Source organism: Pseudomarimonas salicorniae (genome assembly GCF_023156535.1).
Lineage (GTDB): Bacteria > Pseudomonadota > Gammaproteobacteria > Xanthomonadales > Xanthomonadaceae > Pseudomarimonas > Pseudomarimonas salicorniae.
Map to the genome: position 1 here is coordinate 170,445 of NZ_JALNMH010000001.1, position 22,268 is coordinate 192,712.

Below are 22,268 nucleotides of genomic sequence, written 5' to 3' on the forward strand. Positions count from 1 at the left end.
CCCCCATGATCGGCGAGCCGGGGCGCTTTGCCTATGGCCGGAAGGCCTACCAGGGCACGTCGCGTCCGTCCCAGGCGACGAAACGCCCACTGTCCTCGGGCCCAAGAGACTCGATGATGCCGAGCAGCTGGCGCGCCGCGCGTTCCGGGGTGAACAGCCTGTCCGCCGGCACGCCCCCCTGGAAAGGCGCCGACAGCGGGGTGTCGACGGTACCGGGATGCAGCATGACCACACACAGGCCGCGCGCGCTGCGCCGCAGCTCGATCGCGGCGGTCTTCAGCAGCTGGTTCTGCGCTGCCTTGGCGGCGCGGTAGCTGTACCAGCCGCCCAGGCGATTGTCGGAGATCGAACCGACCCGGGCGCTCAGCGAGGCGAAATGCGCCTGGCCAGCGGTCTTCAGCCGTGGCAGCAGGGCACGCAGCAGCAGAACCGGGGCGAACGCGTTCAGCGCGAAGCTGCGCGCCAGCGCCGTGGCGTCGAGCTGGGCCAGTGACTTTTCCGGGTTCATGTCGGCGTCGTGGAGCAACCCCGCACAGTGGAACACCAGGTCGAGCCGGCCGGCGTCATCGTCGATGGATGCGGGCAGATCATCGATGGCCGCGGCCTCGGAAAGGTCGACGTCGCGGCGCAGCAGCCGTCCGGGGTGGGCGGACTCCAGTGCGTCGAGCGCGGCGCAGCCGGAGGCCCTGCGAGAGACTGCCAGCACCCGGCCGGCCGGCCGAGATTCGAGCAGCTGGGTGACCGCGGCGAGACCGATGCCGCTGCTGGCTCCGGTGACCAGCGCAAGTGACCCCGTGGGCGGGCAAGTTCCTGACCTGGCGGCCATCGGCATCCTCGACGGTGGGCATGTCGGGAGGATGCCCGTGCGAGCGTCGGCGCTGCGTATGGGCGGCCGGAAGAAAAGCGCCGGCCATTCGGCCGGCGCGGATCATCGGAACGCCGGGGCTTGCCCGGCGCATGCTGCGTAGCCGCGTGCTCAGTGCACCGCGTTGCGCTCCTCGAACATGCGGGTCAGCCGGTCCTTGGCGAACAGCTTCTCCTTCTTCATCCGTGCCAGGGTCGTGTCGTCCAGGGGCAGCACCCCGAGTTCGGCATCCAGCACCTGCTTGTCGAGCTCCTGGTGTCGCCGGAACAGCTGGCGGAACTCGGTATCGTTCTTCATCAGGGCCTCGACCTCGGTTTGCGGATGGGCTTCGAACATCGCGTTTCCTCCTCAGGCAGAAACGCAAACGCCCCGCGCGAGAAGCTCGCGCGGGGCGTTTGCAGAGTGATCATCAAGCATGTGGCAGGCGGGGACCGGTTCGCGCTCCGACCCCGCCTCAGCCAGTGAGGCGGCGGACTCGGCGCTGTCGCAGTCATGCTTCATCGGCCTGCTTCCTTCGGACCGCACCCTCAGCGGCGCGGTGAATCCACCCTACGCCGCTGCCCGGCCGCCCGCAACCACCGTCCGTCGACTTGGCTGGCTACCGGCGAGACCTGTCGTCGGTGAGATTAAACTCTTTCAGTTCAATACGTTGCGCTATCGTCCGCGATTGATGACGATCTCCACGCGGCGGTTCCGGGAGCGCCCCTCCGCCGTGTCGTTGTCAGCCACGGGCTGGTCCTTGCCGCGACCCACCGCGGTCAGCCGGCCGGGGTCGACGCCTTCCTCGATCAGGGCGTCGCGGACCGCTTCCGCGCGGCGCTGGGAAAGGGCCTGGTTGAGGTTGGCGCTGCCACGATTGTCGGTGTGCCCCTCGATCAGAACCGGCGAGGCGCCAGCCGACTGCACGAAGTCGATCACCCGGGACAGGTTGGCCCGGGCCTCCGGGCGCAAATCGGCCTGCCCCGAGGCGAAGGCGTCGCCGGAGAGGGTCATCACCTCGCCACGGGCGTCGCGGCGCGAGGTCATCGACTCCAGCTGGATGCGCAGGCTGTCGGCCGCTGCTCCGGCCAGTTCCGCTTCGCGCTTGGCCAGTTCGGCTTCGGCCGCCTGGGCCTCGGCGAGGCGACGGGCGGCCTCGGCCTCGGCCGAGGACAGCTCGCTTTCGGCCCGGGCGGCGCGCGCCTCGTCCATCGCGCGAGCGGCCTCTTCGGCACGCGCCAGGCTCTGCAGCCGAAGCTTCTCGGCCTCGATCCGGTTGCGCTCGGCATCGCGGCGGGTGGCTTCGAGCAGGATGCGGTCGCGCTCACGCTCCAGCTGGGCCAGCTGCTGCTGGGCCAGCTCGGCCTGCGCGGCCACCCGGGCGATTTCCAGGCGCCGCTCGGCCAGATAGAGCTGGGCCGGACGATCGCGCTTCTCCGCCGCGCGCAGGGCGGCCACCGCCTGGCGCGCCTTGAGCCGCTCGGCCGGGGCCAGGCTGCCGAGCGAGGCGTCGCTCTCCAGCGCCGACAGCGAAGCCTCGAGGCGTTCGACCTCGAGATCGCGCTGCGGGGTACTGGCGCAGGCGGCAAGGCAGGCGATCAGGGCCAGCAGGATCAGGGTGCGGCTCATCGGCGTTTCTCCTCACCCAGCAGGTCGCGGCGGAGCTGGGTGTTCTCCTCGCTTCGCCTTTGGACCTCCCTGCGCGCCTGGGCGGCGCGGCTCTTGGCCAGGGCCAGCTCGGCGTCCGCCGCGGCCTGGGCCGCGGCATCCCGGGCCCGGTCGTACTGGCGGGCCTCGATCGCGGCCTGGGCGACGGCCAGCTTGTCACGGGCAAAGCCCAGCTCGACCGGTGCGAAGTCGGCGGCCTTGGCCTGCCGGGCGTCGTTCAACGCTGCCTCCGCAGCCGCCAGTTCCGCCGTGGGCGGCGGCGTGCTGGCGCAGGCCGCAAGCAGGATCACGGCGGCGATGGGCCCGCCCGCGTGGAACAATTTCCCTTTGCCTGTCATATGATTCCCGACGACACCGGCGAGATGGTGTGCTGGGCTATTGTGGAAAGCCGGCGCCTGGCTTGCAACGCCCGGGCCCGCCCACCATCCAGGGGGACGACGGAGCGACTGCTATGGATATCGGCTATTTCCTCAAATTGATGACCGAGAAGAACGCCTCGGACATGTTCCTGACCACCGGCGCGCCGGTGAACATCAAGGTCGAGGGCAAGCTCTATCCCCTGGGCAATACCGGCCTGCCGGCAGGCATGGTGAAGAAGATCGCCTACTCGCTGATGGACGAGGGCCAGGTTCCGCACTTCGAGCGCGAGCTGGAGTTGAACATGGCGATCTCGGTGCGCGAGGCCGGACGCTTCCGCGTCAACGTGTTCAAGCAGCGCGGCGAGGTCGGCATGGTGATCCGCGCGATCAAGAGCGAGATCCCGACTCTCGACCAGCTCAAGCTGCCCCCGGTGCTGAAGCAGATCATCATGGAGCAGCGCGGTCTGGTGCTGGTGGTCGGCTCCACCGGCTCGGGCAAGTCGACCACGCTGGCGGCGATGATCGACCATCGCAACAGCAATTCGACCGGCCATATCCTCACCATCGAGGATCCGATCGAGTTCCTGCACAAGCACAAGAAGGCGATCGTCAACCAGCGTGAGGTGGGACTCGACACCCATGGCTTCCACAACGCGCTGAAGAACGCCATGCGCGAGGCCCCCGACGTGATCCTGATCGGCGAGATCCTCGACCAGGTCACCATGGAAGCGGCCATCGCCTTCGCCGAGACCGGCCACCTGTGCCTGGCCACCCTGCACTCGAACAACGCCGACCAGACCCTGGAGCGCATCCTCAACTTCTTCCCCGAGTCCGCGCACAAGAACATCCTGATGAACCTGTCGCTGAACCTGAAGGCAGTGATCTCGCAGCGCCTGGTCATCGGCAAGGACGGCAAGCGACTGCCGGCCACCGAGGTGCTGATCAACACGCCGATGATCCGCGACCTGATCCGCCGCGGCGAGGTGCACGAGGTCAAGGAAGCGATGGACAAGTCGCTGGAGGAAGGCATGCAGACCTTCGACCAGTCGCTCTACCGGCTGTACAAGGAAGGCAAGTGCGAGCTGGAGGAAGTGCTGCGCAAGGCCGACTCGCGCGACGGCCTGTCGCTCAAGATCCGCCTCTCCGAAGGCTCGACCGACGAGCACGACCCCTACGCCGAGGTCTTCCGCTGACACCCTCCCGGCGGCGGGCTTGCCCGGCGCCCCTTGCCAGCGCTCCGCCACGGCATGGGCCGGGCACCGCGCAGCAGGCCGAGCGCTACGGCGGACTAACGACGCCTTCTAGTGTCCTGTCCCGGAAGTACGTTGTTGAAGTCGCGACGCGGATGCGTCGTCGAGGCAAGGCGCGAGAAGGAGGCATAGCAGCGCTATGGCGACGCCGACCGAGCGCAGCGAAGGCGTAGCGGGCAAAGCCCGCGCTGCTGCGCAGCGGCCGAACAACGCAGCATCGGCGGCGCAGACCGAGCGAGTTCTGCGATGTATTTCCGGGACAGGACACTAGCGGCTTCCGGACGCCAGGCTTGCTCAGGCCGGGGCCGTTACGGGCGGTGCGTCGGGCTGGTTCTCCGGCCGGGCCAGGTCGAACTCGGGCATCTCGAGGCAGCGACGGTCGATCCGCTCGATGGTCGGGTACTCCGACATGTCGACGCCGAACCGACGGGCGTTGTACACCTGCGGGATCAGGCAGCAGTCCGCCATGCTGGGCAGGTCGCCCTCGCAGAACTCGCCGGTAGAGGGATTGTCGGCGAGCAGGCTCTCCACCGCCGCGAAGCCGAGCTGGATCCAGCGCCGCACCCAAGCCTCACGCTCGGGCTGCGGCACGTTCCAACCGTTCTCGAAGAACTGCAGGATGCGCAGGTTGTTCAACGGATGGATGTCGCAGGCGACCATCTGCGAAATCGCGCGCACCCGAGCGCGATCACGGGCGGTGGCCGGCATGATCGGCTGGTCCGGAAAGGTCTCTTCGAGGTATTCGAGGATGGCCAGCGACTGCCGGATGACCCGTTGACCGTGCTTGAGCGTGGGAACGAGTTCCTGCGGGTTGAGCGCCTGGTAGGCCTCTCCATGCTGTTCGCCACCATCGCGGAGCAGGTGCACCGCGGCGATCTCGTGCGGCAGGCGCTTGAGCTGCAGCCCGATGCGGACCCGGTAGGCGGCGCTTGATCGCCAATAGCTGTAAAGCGTGAGCGTGCCGTTCAAAGCAACGCCTCCCATGGATTCCCCGCCTTGCAGCCTACGCTCCGCCTACCGGAGTGTGAAGCAGTCTGCTCCCTAGGCTGTGTAGCGTTTCACAGTTTGTTCAATCGCTCCGAACAGGGATTTTCCTTCCGCGTCGAGCATTTCGATGCGTACTTTGTCGCCGAACTTGAGGAACGGAGTCACCGGCTTGCCGGTCTCGAGGGTCTCGACCGTGCGCTTCTCGGCAAAGCACGAGGCGCCCAGCGAAGTGTCCTGATTGGCGACCGTGCCCGAGCCGACCAGGGTGCCGGCCGACAGCGGCCGTGTCCTGGCGGCGTGCGCGACCAGCTGGGCAAAGTTGAACTGCATGTCCACGCCGGCTTCGGGCGCGCCGAACCAGGCATCATTGATATGCGTCAGCAGCGGACGGTGCAGCTTGCAGTCCTTCCAGGCCTCGCCCAGCTCGTCGGGGGTGACGAAGACCGGCGACAGCGCCGACCGAGGCTTGCTCTGCAGGAAGCCGAAGCCCTTGGCCAGCTCACCCGGAATCAGCGCGCGCAGCGAGACGTCGTTGACCAGGCCGATGAGCTGGATGTGCCCGGCGGCCGCCTCCGGCGACACGCCCATCGGCACATCGTCGGTCACCACCAGCACCTCGGCCTCGAGGTCGATGCCGAATTCCTCCGAGCCCACCAGGACCGGATCGCGCGGGCCGTAGAAGCCGGCGCTGGTCGCCTGGTACATCAGCGGGTCGGTGTAGAAGCTGTCCGGCACCTCGGCGCCACGGGCGCGGCGGACGCGCTCGACGTGCGGCAGATAGGCCGAACCATCGACGAACTCGAAGGCGCGCGGCAGCGGTGCCGCCAGCTGGGCAAAGTCGACCGCGAACACCGGCTCGCCATTGATCGTCTCCGCCGGGCTGCCATTGAGCAGCTCGGACACCTGGTTCAGGCGCGGCGCGGTCGATTCCCAGTCTTCCAGCGCGCGCTGCAGGGTCGGGGCGATGTCCGGTACGCGCACCGCCCGGGCGAGGTCACGCGAGGCGACGATCAGCGTGCCGTCGCGGCCGCCTTCCTTGAGGGATCCGAGTTTCATGCGGTCAGTCCTTGTGGGGTTCTGGCGAATTGGGGGAGCGTAGGGCCGGGCTTGGCCCGCCGTCGAGAATGCCGGGTCGGCCGCAGAGCAGTCCGATCAATGCCTGCGCGCTGTGCCGCGATCACCGCTGCTGCGTCCGCGTTCCACGCCTGCGGCGGGCATCGGGCAGCGCGCGAGTCCCGACCTACGGCTTGCTCGGGTCGAAATGCTTCTTCAGGCCCTGCCAGCACTGCTGGTAGTCACCCTGCCTGTGGCCGGCCTGGAGCGCCTGGGCACTGGGGCAGAGCAGCCAGCGGCTCTCGAACATGAAGGCCATGGTATCGGTGATGAAGTCCGGCTTGCCGGTATCCGCCGCGCTGGCCTTCTCGAAGGTCGAGGCGTCCGGACCGTGGCCGCTCATGCAGTTGTGCAGTGACGCTCCGCCGGGCACGAAACCGCCCTGCTTGGCGTCGTAGGCGCCGTGGACCAGGCCCATGAACTCGCTGGCTACGTTGCGGTGGAACCAGGGCGGGCGGAAGGTGTCCTGCATGACCAGGATGCGCGGCGGGAAGATCACGAAATCGATATTGGCCCAGCCGGCGCTGTCGCTGGGCGAGGTCAGCACGGTGAAGATCGACGGGTCGGGGTGGTCGAAGCTGATCGAACCGATTGTGTTGAAGCGCCGCAGGTCGTAGGCGTAGGGCGCGTGGGAGCCATGCCAGGCCACCACGTCCAGCGGCGAGTGGCCGATCGAGGCCCGCCAGAGCGCGCCATCCAGCTTCTGAATCAGGTGGAATTCGCCCTCGACGTCCTCGTAGGCCGCCTCCGGCGTGCGGAAGTCGCGCGGATTGGCGAGCCCATTGGAGCCGATCGGGCCCAGCTCGGGCAGGCGGAGCGCGGCGCCGAAGTTCTCGCACAGATAACCCCGCGCCTGGCCATCCGGCAGTTCGACGCGGAAGCGCAGGCCGCGCGGAATCACCGCGATCTCCTGCGGCTCGACCTGCAGTACGCCGAGCTCGGTGGCGATGCGCAGCCGACCCTGCTGCGGCACGACCAGCATCTCGGCATCGGCGTTGGCGAAGAAGCGTCCATGCATGTCACGGTTGGCGGCATACAGGTGGATGCCCAGCCCCGACTGAGCCCGCGCCGTGCCGGCGCCGGCCATGGTGTACAGGCCATCGACAAAGTCGCGCGCCTCGGCCGGCAGGGGCAGCGGGTCCCAGCGCAGCTGGTCCGGGCTCACCGGAGTCTCGCCGAAGCGATTGTGGAAGGCCTCGTGCGGCAGCGGCTCGAACGGTCCGTGCATCGAACCGGGGCGTATCCGGTACATCCAGCTGCGCCGGTTGCCGTGGCGTGGCGCGGTGAACGCGCTGCCCGAGATCTGCTCGGCGTACAGGCCATAGGGGCAGCGCTGCGGCGAATTGCGCCCTTCCGGCAGCGCACCCGGCAGGGCCTCGCTGGCGAACTCCTGACCGAATCCGACCTGATACCGGAGCGTCTCGTCTGACTGCGTGCGGGGCTTGAGTTGGGCGTTCATGGGCCTTCGCCTTGTTTGGATCGCCCCTCTCCCACCGGGAGAGGGGTGTGTCGACGCGTGTGCCTCAGAGCACCCCGCGGCGCATCTGGTCGCGCTCGATGCTCTCGAACAGGGCCTGGAAGTTGCCCTCGCCGAAGCCTTCGTTGCCCTTGCGCTGGATGATCTCGAAGAAGATCGGACCGATCGCGTTCTGGGTGAAGATCTGCAGCAGCAGGCGCTTCTTGGTCTCGGGATCGGCGTCGATCAGGATGCGGTTCTTCTGCAGGCGCGGCAGGTCCTCGCCATGGCCGGGGATGCGCTCATCGACCACCTCGAAGTAGGTGTCCGGCGTGTGCAGGAACTCGACGCCCTGCTCGCGCATCTTCTCGATCGTCGCGTAGATGTCGTCGGTAAAGCAGGCGATGTGCTGGATGCCCTCGCCCTTGTACTCGCGCAGGTACTCGTTGATCTGCGACTTCTCGTCCGAACTCTCGTTGAGCGGGATGCGGACCATGCCGTCGGGCGCGGTCATCGCCTTCGACACCAGGCCGGTCTTGGCCCCCTTGATGTCGAAGTAGCGGATCTCGCGGAAGTTGAACAAGCGCTCGTAGTAGTCGGCCCACTTGCCCATGTTCCCCGGGAACAGGTTGTGGGTCAGGTGGTCGATGAAGGTCAGGCCGAAGCCGGTCGGCTTCATCTCGGCGCCCGGCAGCCACTCGTAGTCGGGGTCGTGGATGGTGCCCTTCTCGTCATAGCGGTCGACGATGTAGAGCATGCAGTCGCCGATTCCCTTGATCACCGGCGCGGCCACCGCCTTGCTCAGCTCGTCCTCGGCCTCGAACGCCTCGGCGCCGTTCTTCAGCGCCTGCACACGCGCCCACTCGGCGAGCTTGTTGACCCGGATGGCGAAGCCGCAGGCGCTGGGGCCGTGCTCGGCCGCGAAGCGCGCGGCGAAGCTGTCCGGATCCTCGTTGATCAGGAAGGTGCAGTCGCCCTGGCGGTAGGTCGTGATCTTGCGGGTCTTGTGCCTGGCCACCGGGGTGAATCCCAGCATGCGGAAATACTGGTGCAGCTTTTCCGGCTCCGGCGAGGCAAACTCGACGAATTCGAAGCCGTCGATGCCCATCGGGTTCTCGTGGCTGACTGCGGCGGCGCCGGCGTGCGGCTTGAGCTGGGCGTTCATGGCTTCTCCCGATGAGTCGGTGGCGTGCGGGCGCATCGCCATGATGCGCCGTCCTCCACTATAGTTTCTGTGGCAACCATTGACAAGCAGGCCCAACGGATGAGCGAACAGACCCACCCGGTGCTCGACCTCGAACACTTCCTGCCCTATCGGCTCTCGGTGCTCAGCAACCGGATCAGCGCCGACATCGCCGCCTTCTACCGCGACCGCTTCGGGCTGTCGGTGACCGAATGGCGGGCGATGGCGGTGCTCGGCCGCTATCCCGGCGCCTCGGGCATGGACATCACCGAGCGCACGGCCATGGACAAGGTGGCGGTGAGCCGCGCGGTCAATGCGCTGCTGGACCGCGGGCTCGTCCTGCGCGAGTTCGACAGGGCCGACCGGCGGCGCTCGATCCTGACCCTTTCCGAGCAGGGCCAGGCGGTGTACGACGAGATCGCCCCGCTGGCCCTGAAGCTCGAGGCCTCGCTGCTCGCCTCGCTCGATGAGGCCGAGCGCAACCAGCTCTGGCAGCTTCTGGACAAGCTCGACGCCGCCGAGCTGCGCGCACACGGCTGACGCGGGCAGGGTTCGCTTCGCCGCAGTGCAGCTTGACCGCGGACTTCGGGACGGGGACCCTCGGCGACCCGCCGGGTCGCGACCCGGTCTTCCCGATCGCATCTCAAGGACTGCCCGTGACTGCACCCCAGCGCTCCCTGCTCGCCGCCGCCATCGTTTTCTCGCTCGGGCTTGCCGCCTGCTCCAAGGCCCCCGAACAGCCCGCCGAGCCGGTGGCGAGCGCGCCGCAGACCCCCGCGCCGCTGGCGATCGACTTCAGCAAGGTGCCGGAGCCGATCAGCTTCTCGGCCGCCGACATCGACCCCGCCATCGCCGCCTGCGAGCGCTTCGGCGACCATGTGAACAGCAAGTGGCTGGCAGCCAATCCGATTCCCGGTGACCGCACCACCTGGGGCGCCTTCCCGGCACTCGGCGAGCGCTCGCTGGCCGTGCAGCACGAGATCGCCAAGGCCGCCGCGGCCGACAGCACCGCGGCCGAGGGCAGCATCCGGCGCAAGGTCGGCAACTTCTTCTCCGCGGGCATGGATACCGCGGCCATCGAGGCCGCCGGCATCAGCCCGATCCAGGCCGACCTCGACGCGATTTCCGAGCTCGCCGACGGAGCAGGCGTCGCGGCCTACCTGCGTGACCGCTACGCCAGCGGCGAGGGCATGCTCTTCTCGTTCTATGGCAGCGCCGACGTCAAGAACTCGGAGATGAACATCGCCTACGCCGGTCAGGGCGGCCTGTCCCTGCCGGAGCGCGCCTACTATCTGGAAGATCGCGAGGACTACGTCAAGGCGCGCGCCGCCTTCCTCGAGCACGTGGCGAAGCTGTTGCAGCTGGCCGGTGCCGACGAGGCCACCGCCAAGGCCAGCGCGCAGACCGTGCTCGACTTCGAGACCCGCCTGGCCCGCGCCTCGCTCGACCGCCTCTCGCTGCGCGACCCGGCCAACCGCTACAACCCGGTTGACCTGGCCAGCGCCGATGCGATGACCCCGAACTTCCCCTGGACCGCGTTCTTCGATGCGCTGCAGGTGCAGCGCCCCGAGATGTTCTCGCTGGCGATGACCGACTTCTTCAAGGAGGTCGACAAGATGCTGGTCGACCTGCCGGTCGAGGACTGGAAGACCTGGCTGCGCTTCAAGACCATCGACGAGGCCGCGCCCTTCCTCAGCAGCGCCTTCGAGCAGCAGAACTTCGACTTCTACCGCAAGACGCTGGCCGGACAGAAGGAGCAGCAGGAGCGCTGGAAGCGCGTGCTGGGCTCCCTCAATCGCTCGATGGGCGAAGCGCTTGGCCAGCTCTACGTCGAAGTGGCCTTCCCGCCCGAATCCAAGGCCAAGATGGAAGTCCTGGTCGGCAACCTCAAGGAAGCGCTCAAGGGCCGTCTCGAGAAACTCGAGTGGATGGGCGAGGAAACCCGGGCCAAGGCGCTCGAGAAGTGGGCCGCCTTCACCCCGAAGATCGGCTACCCGGACAAGTGGCGCGAGTGGGACGGCCTGGTGGTCAGCGGCGACAGCTACCTCGACAACGTGCGCGCCGCGGCCGGCTTCAACTACCGCTACAACCTCGACAAGATCGGCAAGCCGGTGGACAGGACCGAATGGGGCATGAGCCCGCAGACGGTCAACGCCTACTACCGCGCCACCGCCAACGAGATCGTCTTCCCGGCCGCCATCCTGCAGCCGCCGTTCTTCGATCCGAACGCGGATGACGCGCTCAACTACGGCGGCATCGGCGCGGTGATCGGCCACGAAATGCTGCACGGCTACGACGACCAGGGCAGCAAGTTCGACGCCGCCGGCAACATGATCAACTGGTGGACCGACGAGGACCGCAAGCGCTTCGAGGCCAGCGCTGCCAAGCTGGCCGACCAGTACAGCGCCTACGAGGCGCTGCCGGGCATGTTCGTCAACGGCAAGCTGGGCCTGGGCGAGAACATCGCCGACCTCGGCGGCGTCACCGTCGCGCTGGATGCGCTGCAGCGCGCCCAAGGCGAGAACTTCACCGACCCGATGGTCGACGGCCTGACGCAGACCCAGCGCTTCTTCATGAACTGGGCCACGGTGTGGCGGATCAACTACACCGAGGAGCAGATGAAGGTGCAGCTGACCGTCGGCCCGCACTCGCCCGGCGCCTTCCGCGCCATTGGCCCGGCGCAGAACCTGCCCGCCTTCGCCGAGGCCTTCGCCTGCAAAGCAGGCGACCCGATGGTGCGCTCCGAACAGGACCGCGTCGTCATCTGGTAAGCCCAAAGGCGCCGCGCGGGATCAACCCGCGCGGCGCGCGATGGGGCGGCGGGTTCGGGCGCGAAGTTCGCATTCGCCCCGGTCCCGCTGTAGGAGCCAACTTGCTGGCGATAGGCGCCCCGGATGGGACGATCGCCAGCAAGCTGGCTCCTACATTCGGGCTCTGCGGAAGGTCTTCTTTGCGCCCTTCCCCTCCGCTCAGCTACCCAGCACCGTGCGCACCTCGAGCAACTCGGGGAAGAAGGTCAGTTCCAGCGCCTGCTTGAGGAAACCGACCCCGCTCGAGCCGCCGGTGCCGCGTTTGTAGCCGATGATCCGCTCGACCGTCTTCATGTGCCGGAAGCGCCACATCTGGAACGAATCCTCGATGTCGATCAGCTGCTCGCACAGGGCGTACTCGGCCCAGTGCGCTGCGGTGTCCTGGTAGATCGCGGTGAACACCGGGACCAGTCCGGCGCTGCGCTGGTGGGGCTTGCGCACGTCGCGGGCGAGCAATTCACGCGGTACCGGATGGCCGGCGCGGGCGAGGTAGCGGAGGAACTCGTCGTACAGCGAGGGCGCCTCGAAGACCTCCCGCAGCTGCGCCTGCAGGACCGGACGGTACTCGAAGACGTTCAACATCTTCTCGTTCTTGTTGCCGAGCAGGAACTCGACCGTCCGGTACTGATAGCTCTGGAAGCCCGAAGACGGCCCGAGCACATCGCGGAACTCGCCGTATTCGCTTGGCGTGAGCGTCTCCAGCACGGACCACTGCTCGAACAGCTGACGCTGCACCTGCTTGACCCGCGCCAGCACCTTCTGCACGGGACCGAGGTTGTCCTCGCGCAGGTGGACGATCGCCGCCCGCAGCTCGTGGACGATCAGCTTGAGCCACAGTTCGGCCACCTGGTGCTGGATGATGAACAGCATCTCGTCGTGGTGGGTCGGCTGCGACAGCGGCGCCTGCGCATCGAGCAGCTTGTCCAGCTGGAGATAGCCGTCGTAGGTCAGGCGGTCGCGCAGGTCGGTGGTGATCCCGTCCTCCAGATCGCGCTGGTTCTCGGAAACGCTCATCGGCAGGTCAAGCCCGTGTGAAGGGCCACCGATGGTACCGGATGACCGGGGCTCGACCGGAAACTGACGGCGCCCGACATCCCGGTGAAACATGAACGGTTCTATAATGCGCGCCCGTCCGCGCCGGGGACCGCGCGGAGCCGAACCACTCCGGGGATTCCATACCATGTTCAAGCTTCGTTCGCGTCGGGCCGCGGCCCGTGCGGCCCTGTGCCTGTTTGTGCTCATCTTCTGCTGTGGCCAGGCCGCGGCGGCCGGGCGCCTGGTCATCAGCCAGGTGTACGGCGGAGGCGGCAACAGCGGGGCCACCTTCACCCACGACTTCGTCGAGCTGTTCAACGCCGGCGATGCAGCGGTCAGCGTCGATGGCTGGAGCGTCCAGTACGCCTCCTCCAGCGGCACCAGCTGGCAGAGCACCGCGCTGTCGGGCAGCGTGCTGCCGGGGCAGTACTACCTGGTGCAGCAGGCGCGCGGCAGCGGCGGCAGTGTCGCCCTGCCCGATCCGGATGCCAGCGGCTCGATCGCCATGTCGGCGAGCTCGGGCAAGGTGGCCCTGGTGGCCGCGACGGCCGCGCTGAGCGGCGCCTGTCCGCTCGCCGATGCGGTCGACTTCGTCGGCTTCGGCAGCGCCAACTGCTTCGCCGGCAGCGCCGCAGCCCCGGGCCTTGGCAACACCACCGCGGCCCTGCGTGGCGAGGCGGGTTGCCTGCTCGGTGGCGACAACGCCGCCGACTTCAGCCGCGGGACCCCGGCGCCGCGCAACAGCGCCGCCGCGCTGGCGCCCTGCGCCGGCGGCCCGGGCGCCGCCCAGCTGTCCATCTCCGACCTCAGCCTGGCCGAAGGCAACAGCGGCATCACCCCGTTCGGCTTCGAGATCAGCCTCGGAGAGCCGGCAGCCAATGACGTGGTGTTCGACGTGGTCACCCTCGACGGCAGCGCCAGCGCGGCCGAGGGCGACTACGTGCCGGTCAGCCTCATTGCGGCGCGCATCCCGGCCGGCGAGACCCGCTACCGGCTCGTGGTCGAGGTCCTGGGCGATACCGCCTTCGAGGCCGACGAGACCTTCGTGGTGCGCCTGATCAACGTCGTCGGCGCGCAGACGCTGCGCGGCGAGGCACTCGGCACCATCCAGAACGACGACCCGCAGCCGCTGCCGCTGCTGCCGATCCCGGTGATCCAGGGCGCCGGCATCGGCGACTCGCCGTGGCTCGGCCAGCGCGTGGCCGTCGAGGGCGTGATCACCGCGCGCCGCGGCAATGGCTACTTCATCCAGAGCGCGGTGGATGACGGCGACCCCACCACCGCGGAAGGCCTGTTCGTGTTCACCGGCAGCGCGCTGCCGGCCGAGGCCGAGGTGGGCACGCGTGCCCGGGTTGAGGGCGAGGTCAGCCAGTTCCGCTTCAGCCCGCATGGCTATGCGGTCACCCAGCTGAGCCGTTCGCAGCTGATCGTACAGGCGACGCGGCAGCCGCTGCCGGCCTCGGTGGAACTCACGGCTGCGGATCTGAGTCCGACGGCGCCGATCTCGCGTCTGGGCCGCTACCAGAGCATGCGCGTGCACCTTCCGCAGGCGCAGACCATCGGCGGCAGCAACAGCTTCGGCGACTTCTTCGTCAAGCTGCCCGAGGTCGCCCGTCCCGCCCGCGAGCCGGGCATTGCCCTGCTCGATGCGGTGCCGCTGCCCGCCGAGATCACCCCGCCGCGCTTCGACATGAACCCCGAGCGCCTGCGTGTGGTCAGCGTGGTCGCCCCGGGCGACGCGCCGCTGTTCGTCGACAGCCTCGCCGACATCGCCGGCCTCGAGGGCGTGCTGTACTACGACCGCGCCGAGTTCAGCCTGCTGCTGGACGCCTCGGCGCCGGTAGCGGTCAACGGCGGCATCGCCCCGCGCCCCGCCCCGGCCGCGCCCTTCGATGCGCTGACCATCGGCAGCTACAACATCGAGAACTTCAATGCCGCCAGCAGCAACGCCGGCCCGCGCCTTCAGAAGCTCAGCCAGGTGTTCTGCGGCTTCCTCGGCACGCCTGACATCGTCGGCCTGGTCGAGATCGCCAACCTCGAATCGGTGCAGGCCCTGGCCACCGCCATCAACGACAACCAGTACGGTCACTGCCCGGACAACCCGCGCTACCAGGCCTTCCTGCTGTCCAACGCCGGCAGCCAGCGTCTGGCGTTCCTGGTCAGCACCCGCGAAGTGCTGCCGGGCGTGCCCCGCGTGGCGGTCAACGAGGTGATCGAGGAAGGCCTCGGCGACAGCCTGGTCGCGCCCGACGGCAGCATCAGCGGCGTGCTGTTCGACCGTCCGCCTCTGCGCCTGTCGGCCACGGTGAGCGAGGACAATGGCCAGCAGGTCGACGTCACGGTGATCGGAAACCACCTGCTGTCCCTGCTCAACGTGGTCGACCTGTCGCCGCGCAACGACAGCTGGGGCACCGGCGGCGAGCGCTCGCGCGGCAAGCGCCTGCAGCAGGCCGTGCGCCTGGCGCAGATCGTCGATGCCCGCCAGCGGTCCAACCCGGAGGAGAAGATCGTCCTGCTCGGCGACTTCAACGCCTTCGAGTTCAACGACGGCTATGTCGACGTCATGGGCATCATCAGCGGCCGCCCGGCCGCGGCCAACGAGGTCCTGGCCTACGCGCCCTCGCCGCTCGTCACGCCGCTGTTCAACCTGGCGGCGACGGTCCCGGCCGAGGACCGCTACTCCTACGTCTTCGCCGGCAACACCCAGGCGCTGGACCACATCCTGATCAACGCCCCGCTGCAGCAGCAGAGCACCCCGCAGCTGCACTACGTGCGGGTGAACAGCGACTTCGGCTACGACAACGCGGCGGACGTTTCCATTCCGGTGCGCAGCTCCGACCACGACCCGCTGGTCGCGCACCTGCGTCTGCCCGAGTTCGCCTACGCCGATGTCGACCTGTCCGTGCGCATCGACGGGCCGCGCACGCCGCTGGTCAACGGCGCGGCCGGCGAGTTCCGCATCGCGGTCGGCAACGGCGGTGCACACCGTGCCCGCGATGCCGTGCTCTCGGTCGAGCTGACGACGCCGGCCGAGCGCGTGCAGCTGGTCGACGCCGCCGGGTGGTCCTGTGCCGTACAGGCCCAGGGCGCCCTGCGCAGCACCCTCGAGTGCCTGCGCAGCTCGCCCTTCGAAGCGGGTGCCAGCGAGACGCTCATGCTGCGCGCCAGCATGCCGCGGGTGGCCCCGCAGACCTTCCTGGTGCTGCAGGGTCGAATCGACAGCAGCGGCAGCGAGCGCTCGCCGCAGGACAACACCGATTCGTTCTCGGTACGGGTCACCGGCAAGCCGGGCGGCTGAGCCCGGCGCCAAGGCTAGACCCCGACAAGGGCGCGGCTTCGGTCGCGCCCTTGTCGTTTCAGCGGCCGCGTTGGCCCCTGGTCAACGTTGTTTGCGCAGCGCGGCTTGCCTTGTCCGGGGCGCACTGCTATCACACGGCTTCGGTTTCCCGGGAAACAGGCATGAGCGTCGTCGCCACCTTCTCCATCGAGTACCAGCGCTACCTCGACCCGGAAGGACGCCTCGTCGAGGACGACCTGCCGCCCTTCGCCCGCGATGACGAGGCGCTGGTCGAGCTGTACCGCCACATGAGCTACACACGCAGTTTCGACAGCAAGGCGGTGGCCCTGCAGCGCACCGGCAAGCTCGGCACCTATGCGTCCTGCCTGGGCCACGAGGCGACCCATGTCGGCGTCGCCTCGGCGATGCAGTACGACGACGTCATGGCGGTGTCCTACCGCGAGATCGGCGCCATGCTGCACCGCGGGGTGAAGCCGCGCGAGATCCTCATGTACTGGGGCGGCGACGAGCGCGGCAGCGACTGGTCGGGCCCCGCCCACGACTTCCCGATCTGCGTGCCGATCTCGACCCAGTGCCTTCACGCGGCGGGCTCGGCGCTGGCCTTCAAGCTGCGCGGTGAGCCGCGGGTGGCGGTGGCCTTCTGCGGTGACGGCGGCAGCTCGAAGGCCGACTTCTACGCGGCACTCAACGCCGCCGGTGCCTACCAGCTGCCGCTGGTGCTGGTGGTGGTCAACAACCAGTGGGCGATCTCGGTACCGCGCAGTGCGCAGACCGGCGCCCAGACCCTGGCCCAGAAGGGCATCGCCGGCGGCCTCGACTGCGTGCAGGTCGACGGCAACGACCTGATCGCGGTGCGCGCCGCCACCGAGTACGCCATCGCCCGCGCCCGCAACGGCCACGGCGGCAGCGTCATCGAGGCAGTCACCTACCGGCTGTCCGACCACACCACCGCCGACGACGCGCGGCGCTACCGCGACGAGGCCGAGGTCAAGGCGGCCTGGGAACAGGAGCCGATGCGCCGACTGCGCAGCTACCTCAGCGAGAAAGGCCTGTGGAGCGACAGCCAGGAGCAGGCCTGGAAGGAAACCTGCGCCAAGCGCGTCGACGAGGAGGTCAACGCCTACCTCGCCAGCGAGGCGCCGCCGCTGTCCGACATGTTCGACTACACCTACGCCGAGCCGCCGCTGGACCTGGTCCAGCAGCGCGCCGAGCTGCTCGCCGGGAGCAAGCGCTGATGGCCGCCATCACCCTGATCGAGGCGGTGACCATGGCGCTGGCCCACGAGATGCGCCGCGACGAAAGCGTGGTGGTCATCGGCGAGGATGTCGGCGTCAACGGCGGCGTGTTCCGCGCCACCAACGGCCTGCAGAAGATCTTCGGCGACCAGCGGGTGATCGACACGCCGCTCGACGAGACGATGATCGCCGGCCTCACCGTGGGCCTCGCCGCGCAGGGCATGAAGCCGATTGCCGAGGCGCAGTTCGACGGTTTCGTCTACCCGATGCTGGACCAGATCATCTGTCACGCCGCGCGCTTCCGCACCCGCACCCGCGGCCGCATCACCTGCCCACTGGTGCTGCGCGTGCCCTGGGGCGGCGGCATCCGCGCACCCGAGCACCACAGCGAGGCCAACGAGGCGATGTTCACCAACGTGCCCGGCCTGCGCGTGGTCATGCCCTCCTCGCCGCATCGCGCCTACGGGCTGCTGCTGTCGGCGATCCGCGACCCCGACCCGGTGATCTATTTCGAGCCCAAGCGCATCTACCGGCAGTACAAGGAAGAGGTCGCCGATGACGGTGAGGCGCTGCCGCTGGACGTCTGCTACGTGCTGCGCGACGGCAGCGACCTGACCCTCGTGACCTGGGGCTCGCAGGTGAAGGAATGCCTCGAGGCGGCCGACAAGCTGGCCGAGGACGGCATCTCCGCCGAGGTGATCGACGTCGCCACCCTGCGGCCGCTGGACTTCGACACCATCCGCGATTCGGTGAAGAAGACCGGGCGCTGCGTCATCGTCCACGAGGCGCCGCGCAGCGGCGGTTTCGGCGCCGAGATCGCCGCGCGGCTGGCCGAGGAGTCGATGTACGACCTGCTCGCCCCGGTCGAGCGCGTCACCGGATGGGACACCCATATCCCGCTGTTCCGGATGGAAATGAACTACCTGCCAAGCGTGGCCCGCATCCTCTCCGCCGCGCGCCGCACGCTGGCGAGGAGCGCCTGATGCTGCGCGCCATCACCGTCACCGCCAGCCGCGATGTCGAAGTGGTCGACGCCTTGCCGCTGACCCTGCAGCCCGGCGACCAGGTCTCGCTGAGCGACCCCGACCCGGAGCGCCCCGGCTACCGCTGGGCCAGCGACGGCGGGCTGTGCAGCGGCTGGGTGCCGGAGGCAGTGCTGACCATCCGCGACCGCCTCGGCATCGCCCGCAGCGAATACTGCAGCCAGGAGCTGGCGGTCGAGGCCGGCCAGGTGCTTCGCCTCATGTGGCGCGGCGAAGGCTTCCCGGCCAGCTGGTGCGAGAGTAGTGACGGCGAGCGCGGCTGGGTACCGGACGACGCGCTGGCCCCTTCCGCTGACCCAGGAGTCGATGCATGAGCGAGCGCTATACCTTCAAGCTGCCCGACCTCGGTGAAGGCCTGCCCGACGCCACCGTGGTCGAGTGGATGATCAAGGAAGGTGACAGCATCCGCCTCGACGAGCCGCTGGTCGCGATGGAGACGGCAAAGGCCGTGGTCGAGGTGCCTGCGCCCTGCTCGGGCAAGCTGGTCAGGACTGCCGGCGGTGCCGGCAGCGTGGTCAACACCGGCGCTGTACTGGCCGAGTTCGAACTCGATCCCTCGCAGCCACAGCGCGCCGCGGGCCACGACACCGGCCACCACCACGGCGGCGCCGAGGCCGACAAGGCGCCCGCCAGGTCGGAGGCGAATGCCGAGACCAAGGGCGAGCGCAGCGACGCGGGCACCGTGGTCGGCGCGGTCAGCGGCTCCGACCAGGTCCGCAGCGAGGCGGCGGTCAGCGTCGGCGGGGTCAGGGCGATGCCCGCGGTGCGGGCCCTGGCGCGCAAGCTCGGCGTCGATCTGACCGCGATCAGTCCGAGCGGAGCGGATGGCGTGGTGACCCTTCAGGACGTGAAACGGGCCGCCGCGGACCCTGCTCCAGCTCGCTCCGGGGCAACTCCCGCCGCGTCCTCGCCATCGCGGGCGGCAGAGCCGGCACCGCCCACCACGCGCACGGCAACCTCGGCCAGCGGGCGGCCACTGCGCACCCGGCCGCCCGGCGAGCAAGCGTCGGGCCAGCCCGAGGCGCTCACCGGCGTGCGCCGGAACATGGCCCGGGTGATGGCCAAGGCCCAGGCCGAGGTCGTGCTGACCACGCTCAATGACGACGCCGACCTGCACGCCTGGCAGGCCGGCAACGACCTGACCGCGCGCCTGGTCCGCGCCCTGGTCACGGCCTGCCGCGCCGAGCCCGGGCTCAACGCCTGGTTCGACGGCGAGCAGCTCGTCCGCACCCTGCATCCGCAGGTCGACGTCGGCATTGCCGTGGACACGCCGGATGGCTTGTTCGTGCCCGCCCTGCGCAATGCCGACATGCTCGATGCGCGCGGCGTGCGCGAAGGCATCAACCGCCTGCGCCAGCAGGTCGAGGCGCGCAGCGTTCCAGCCAGCGAACTCACCGGCTACACCATCAGCCTGTCCAACTTCGGCAAGTTCGCCGGGCGCTATGCGACGCCCATCGTGGTGCCGCCAACCGTGGCGATCCTCGCTGCCGGCCGCCTGCAGCACGCTCTGGTGCCGGTGATGGGCGGCGTCGAGACGCACCGGCTGCTGCCGCTCTCGCTGAGCTTCGACCACCGCTGCGTGACCGGAGGCGAAGCCGCGCGTTTCCTGCGCGCCGTGCTCGACGACCTGGCCCTGCCGGCCTGAACGGCCGGTTCGATTCGGCTAGCCGGCGATCCCGCCGAGCACGGCCAGCGCCAGGCCGGCCATCCACAGCAGGAGAATCCGCCAGATCAGGCTGAGGCTGTCCTCGACCGCGGCCTCGACCGTCGGTACCAACTGGTCCGAGGGCGCCGAGATCGACGCCAGGACGTCGGCGCTGCCGGACTCGGCCGCCTCCTCCGCTGCCTCCTCGGCCGCTTCTTCGACCTCCTCGTGCAACTCGCAGGCCACGCTGGCCTGGGCGGCGGCGTCGAGAAAGCCCAGGTCGGAGCCGAACCAGGCTCGACCCGCGGCGGCATGCCATTCCTTCCAGGCGGCGATCACCGCGTCGAAGTGGGCGACAAGGGCCAGCGACAGGGTCATCAGTGCAGCCACCGGCCACTGGGTGAGGCGGCGCAGCCAGTCGAGCGGGGCGTCCGACCGAGGAGGTTCGCGGGTGGCAAGCTGGGTCAGCCGGAACAGCACGGCACCGGCGCCGCCGAGCAGGACGAACCAGAGCAGGGGGCCGAACCAGCGGCTGAGCGCCGCGCGGAAGCTGGCCGCCACCGCCGCGCCGCTGCCCGGTGAGGTGCCGACCAGGCCAAGCGCCTCGCGGGCGCGCTGGCGCGCACGCTCGTCCTCCGCCTCGGCCAGCGCCCTCGCATCGGCGTCAAGGTCGCGCGGCCCCCAGCACAGGAACAGCATCAGCACGCCATACGGCAACAGGAGCAGGCCCCAGTAGTGCGAGGCGAGCAGCCACTGGAGCAGCAGCAGCAAGACCACCGGGCCGAGGATCCAGACCACCGACCCGGCCCCGCTGCCGGCGCTGCCCCAGGCCGCACCGAGCGACTGCCAGCGCGCCCATAGCCGGTCGATCCGCCGCCAGCGCGCGAGCTCCGGCAACGCGTGACTGACCACCAGCACCACCACGACCGCGATCAGGGCAATCGACATCGCTTCCTCCCCAGCGTTGGGGAAGAGTGTAAACCCACCCTCAACCGGGACCGCGCAGGCCCGGCTCGGGGGTTACCTCGAGCACCGTCTCGCGGCCCAGCTGCTCGACCAGCCAGTCAAAGATCAGCCGGTAGCTGATCGAGACGCGGAACGGCAAAAGGGTCTCCCGGCGGCGCACCTCGTCGAGGAGCTGGGCAGCGCCCACCCAGCGCGCATCGGCCAATTCCTCACCGAGCTGGATCGAGGGGTCCAGCGCGTCGGCGTGATAGCCGACCATCAGCGAGGCCGGGAAGGGCCAGGGCTGTGAGCTGTGGTAGCGGCAGACGCCGACCCGGACTCCGGACTCCTCGAACACCTCGCGGCGCAGCGCGTCCTCCAGCGACTCGCCCGGCTCGACGAATCCGGCCAGGGTCGAATAGCGGCGCTCCGGCCAGCCCGGCGAGCGGCCGATCAGCGCGCGCTGGCCGTCGCGCACAAGGACGATCACCGCGGCGTCGGTGCGCGGATAGTGCTCGAGCCCGCAGTCCGGATTGCGGCAGCGTCGGCAGTGTCCTGCGCGGATGCTCTCGGTGGCGCTGCCGCAGGCGCCGCAGAACGCAGCGCGGGTATGCCAGAGCAGCAGGGCCTTGGCGTAGGCGAAGAGACCGGCATCGAACGGCGTCAGCCGCGACGCCGCCTCGCGCAGACCTACCGGCTCCGGGCGATCCGGAGCGGCGTGCAGCCCGGGCAGGGCGAAGTAGGCCCGGCCCTCGGCAAGACCGAGAAAGCAGGCGCGCTCCGGAAGGCTTGCAGAGATCTCGCCACCGCTGCGAAAGCCCAGCCCGCCACGGTCATCCAGCGCGCTGCGGCCTTCGAAATCGACCTCGACCACCCGGCCCGATGGCCAGGCCTGCTCAAGCCAGTCGCGCTGCTCGCGACGCTCGGCGGCGCGGTCAAGCTCCAGCGCCTCGAACGGGTTGGGGGGCGGCGCCATGGCCGCGCTCACATCGCGAACGAGGAACCGCAGCCGCAGGTGGTCTTGGCGTTGGGGTTGCGGATGACGAACTGCGCGCCCTGAAGGCTCTCGCTGTAGTCGACCTCGGCGCCGTGCAGGTACTGCAGGCTGAGCGGGTCTACCAGCAGGACGACCCCGCTGCGCTCCACGGCGACGTCGTCCTCGGCCCGGTTCTCGTCGAACTCGAAGCCGTACTGGAAGCCCGAGCAGCCGCCGCCCTGGATGTAGACGCGCAGGTTCAGCTGGGGATTGCCCTCTTCCTCGATGAGCGCGCGCACCTTGCTCGCCGCGGCTTCGGTGAAGTGGATCGGGGCATCGATGTCCTGATAGGTCGGCAGGTTCATGGCTCAATCATCGGAAGGTGCCGGTCGACATGTGGCGCCGTCCAGCCTGGGATCAA

20 protein-coding genes are annotated in these 22,268 nt (G+C 69.0%); 8 read left to right on the forward strand and 12 right to left on the reverse strand.

What is annotated here, in order from left to right:
• Nucleotides 1–46 precede the first annotated feature (46 nt).
• The 4 genes from M0G41_RS00725 to M0G41_RS00740 form a co-directional block, all read right to left on the reverse strand.
• On the reverse strand, nt 47–826 hold the full coding sequence (locus tag M0G41_RS00725) for an SDR family NAD(P)-dependent oxidoreductase (protein WP_248204206.1): 780 nt from the start codon (nt 824–826) through the stop codon (nt 47–49).
• A gap of 150 nt (nt 827–976) precedes the next feature.
• Complete coding sequence (locus M0G41_RS00730; RefSeq protein ID WP_248204208.1) at nt 977–1,201, reverse strand: HP1242/YdcH family protein; 225 nt, start codon at nt 1,199–1,201, stop codon at nt 977–979.
• Nucleotides 1,202–1,519: 318 nt separating this feature from the next.
• A complete protein-coding gene (locus tag M0G41_RS00735; RefSeq protein WP_248204210.1) occupies nt 1,520–2,473 on the reverse strand; it encodes an OmpA family protein in 954 nt (317 codons plus the stop codon).
• Entirely contained in the window at nt 2,470–2,802 is a 333-nt protein-coding gene (locus tag M0G41_RS00740; protein ID WP_248204211.1) for a DUF4398 domain-containing protein, read from the reverse strand. Before M0G41_RS00740 ends, M0G41_RS00735 begins: the two co-directional genes overlap by 4 nt.
• A 161-nt stretch (nt 2,803–2,963) precedes the next feature.
• On the opposite strand from M0G41_RS00740, the gene M0G41_RS00745 reads away from it, so the two are divergent.
• On the forward strand, nt 2,964–4,064 hold the full coding sequence (locus M0G41_RS00745; protein ID WP_248204213.1) for a PilT/PilU family type 4a pilus ATPase: 1,101 nt from the start codon (nt 2,964–2,966) through the stop codon (nt 4,062–4,064).
• 351 nt (nt 4,065–4,415) lie between these two features.
• Here M0G41_RS00745 and maiA read toward each other — a convergent pair whose 3' ends face one another.
• From maiA to hppD, 4 genes are all read right to left on the reverse strand, one after another.
• Nucleotides 4,416–5,105 (reverse strand): maleylacetoacetate isomerase, encoded by a 690-nt coding sequence (maiA, locus tag M0G41_RS00750; RefSeq protein WP_425511217.1) that lies wholly within the window; start codon nt 5,103–5,105, stop codon nt 4,416–4,418.
• 57 nt (nt 5,106–5,162) lie between these two features.
• A complete protein-coding gene (locus tag M0G41_RS00755; RefSeq protein ID WP_248204215.1) occupies nt 5,163–6,164 on the reverse strand; it encodes a fumarylacetoacetate hydrolase family protein in 1,002 nt (333 codons plus the stop codon).
• A 184-nt stretch (nt 6,165–6,348) separates the two neighbouring features.
• A complete protein-coding gene (gene hmgA / locus M0G41_RS00760) occupies nt 6,349–7,680 on the reverse strand; it encodes a homogentisate 1,2-dioxygenase (RefSeq protein ID WP_248204217.1) in 1,332 nt (443 codons plus the stop codon).
• Nucleotides 7,681–7,744: 64 nt separating this feature from the next.
• Nucleotides 7,745–8,842, reverse strand: a complete 1,098-nt coding sequence (gene hppD, locus M0G41_RS00765) for a 4-hydroxyphenylpyruvate dioxygenase (protein WP_248204745.1) — start codon at nt 8,840–8,842, stop codon at nt 7,745–7,747.
• Between the two features lie 99 nt (nt 8,843–8,941).
• Here hppD and M0G41_RS00770 point away from each other — a divergent pair, with 99 nt between their 5' ends.
• Nucleotides 8,942–9,400: a MarR family winged helix-turn-helix transcriptional regulator gene (locus M0G41_RS00770; RefSeq protein WP_248204219.1), complete on the forward strand. Its 459-nt coding sequence runs from the start codon at nt 8,942–8,944 to the stop codon at nt 9,398–9,400.
• A gap of 116 nt (nt 9,401–9,516) precedes the next feature.
• The gene (locus M0G41_RS00775) at nt 9,517–11,631 is read left to right on the forward strand and encodes a M13 family metallopeptidase (RefSeq protein WP_248204222.1); all 2,115 of its coding nucleotides are present in this window, start codon (nt 9,517–9,519) and stop codon (nt 11,629–11,631) included.
• Nucleotides 11,632–11,829: 198 nt separating this feature from the next.
• On the opposite strand, the gene M0G41_RS00780 is transcribed toward M0G41_RS00775, so the two are convergent.
• Complete coding sequence (locus tag M0G41_RS00780) at nt 11,830–12,684, reverse strand: tryptophan 2,3-dioxygenase (RefSeq protein WP_248204223.1); 855 nt, start codon at nt 12,682–12,684, stop codon at nt 11,830–11,832.
• 166 nt (nt 12,685–12,850) lie between these two features.
• Here M0G41_RS00780 and M0G41_RS00785 point away from each other — a divergent pair, with 166 nt between their 5' ends.
• The 5 genes from M0G41_RS00785 (at nt 12,851) to M0G41_RS00805 (ending at nt 19,926) form a co-directional block, all read left to right on the forward strand.
• Nucleotides 12,851–16,003 carry a lamin tail domain-containing protein gene (locus M0G41_RS00785; RefSeq protein WP_248204225.1) on the forward strand — a complete coding sequence of 1,051 codons (3,153 nt, stop codon included), beginning with the start codon at nt 12,851–12,853 and terminating at the stop codon, nt 16,001–16,003.
• Nucleotides 16,004–16,164: 161 nt separating this feature from the next.
• Nucleotides 16,165–17,238 carry a pyruvate dehydrogenase (acetyl-transferring) E1 component subunit alpha gene (gene pdhA, locus M0G41_RS00790; RefSeq protein WP_248204227.1) on the forward strand — a complete coding sequence of 358 codons (1,074 nt, stop codon included), beginning with the start codon at nt 16,165–16,167 and terminating at the stop codon, nt 17,236–17,238.
• Nucleotides 17,238–18,221, forward strand: coding sequence for an alpha-ketoacid dehydrogenase subunit beta (locus tag M0G41_RS00795; RefSeq protein WP_248204229.1), 984 nt, complete (start codon nt 17,238–17,240; stop codon nt 18,219–18,221). The genes pdhA and M0G41_RS00795 overlap by 1 nt, the downstream gene beginning before the upstream one ends.
• Complete coding sequence (locus tag M0G41_RS00800) at nt 18,221–18,595, forward strand: SH3 domain-containing protein (protein ID WP_248204230.1); 375 nt, start codon at nt 18,221–18,223, stop codon at nt 18,593–18,595. Before M0G41_RS00795 ends, M0G41_RS00800 begins: the two co-directional genes overlap by 1 nt.
• On the forward strand, nt 18,592–19,926 hold the full coding sequence (locus M0G41_RS00805) for a dihydrolipoamide acetyltransferase family protein (RefSeq protein ID WP_248204232.1): 1,335 nt from the start codon (nt 18,592–18,594) through the stop codon (nt 19,924–19,926). Before M0G41_RS00800 ends, M0G41_RS00805 begins: the two co-directional genes overlap by 4 nt.
• An 18-nt stretch (nt 19,927–19,944) precedes the next feature.
• Here the strand turns inward: M0G41_RS00805 and M0G41_RS00810 are convergent, their stop codons facing one another.
• From M0G41_RS00810 to erpA, 3 genes are read right to left on the reverse strand one after another with little or no spacing between them, the layout of a single operon-like run.
• Entirely contained in the window at nt 19,945–20,874 is a 930-nt protein-coding gene (locus M0G41_RS00810) for a hypothetical protein (protein WP_248204234.1), read from the reverse strand.
• A gap of 40 nt (nt 20,875–20,914) precedes the next feature.
• The gene (gene nudC, locus M0G41_RS00815) at nt 20,915–21,847 is read right to left on the reverse strand and encodes an NAD(+) diphosphatase (protein ID WP_248204236.1); all 933 of its coding nucleotides are present in this window, start codon (nt 21,845–21,847) and stop codon (nt 20,915–20,917) included.
• An 8-nt stretch (nt 21,848–21,855) separates the two neighbouring features.
• A complete protein-coding gene (erpA, locus tag M0G41_RS00820) occupies nt 21,856–22,212 on the reverse strand; it encodes an iron-sulfur cluster insertion protein ErpA (protein ID WP_248204238.1) in 357 nt (118 codons plus the stop codon).
• Nucleotides 22,213–22,268: the final 56 nt, after the last annotated feature.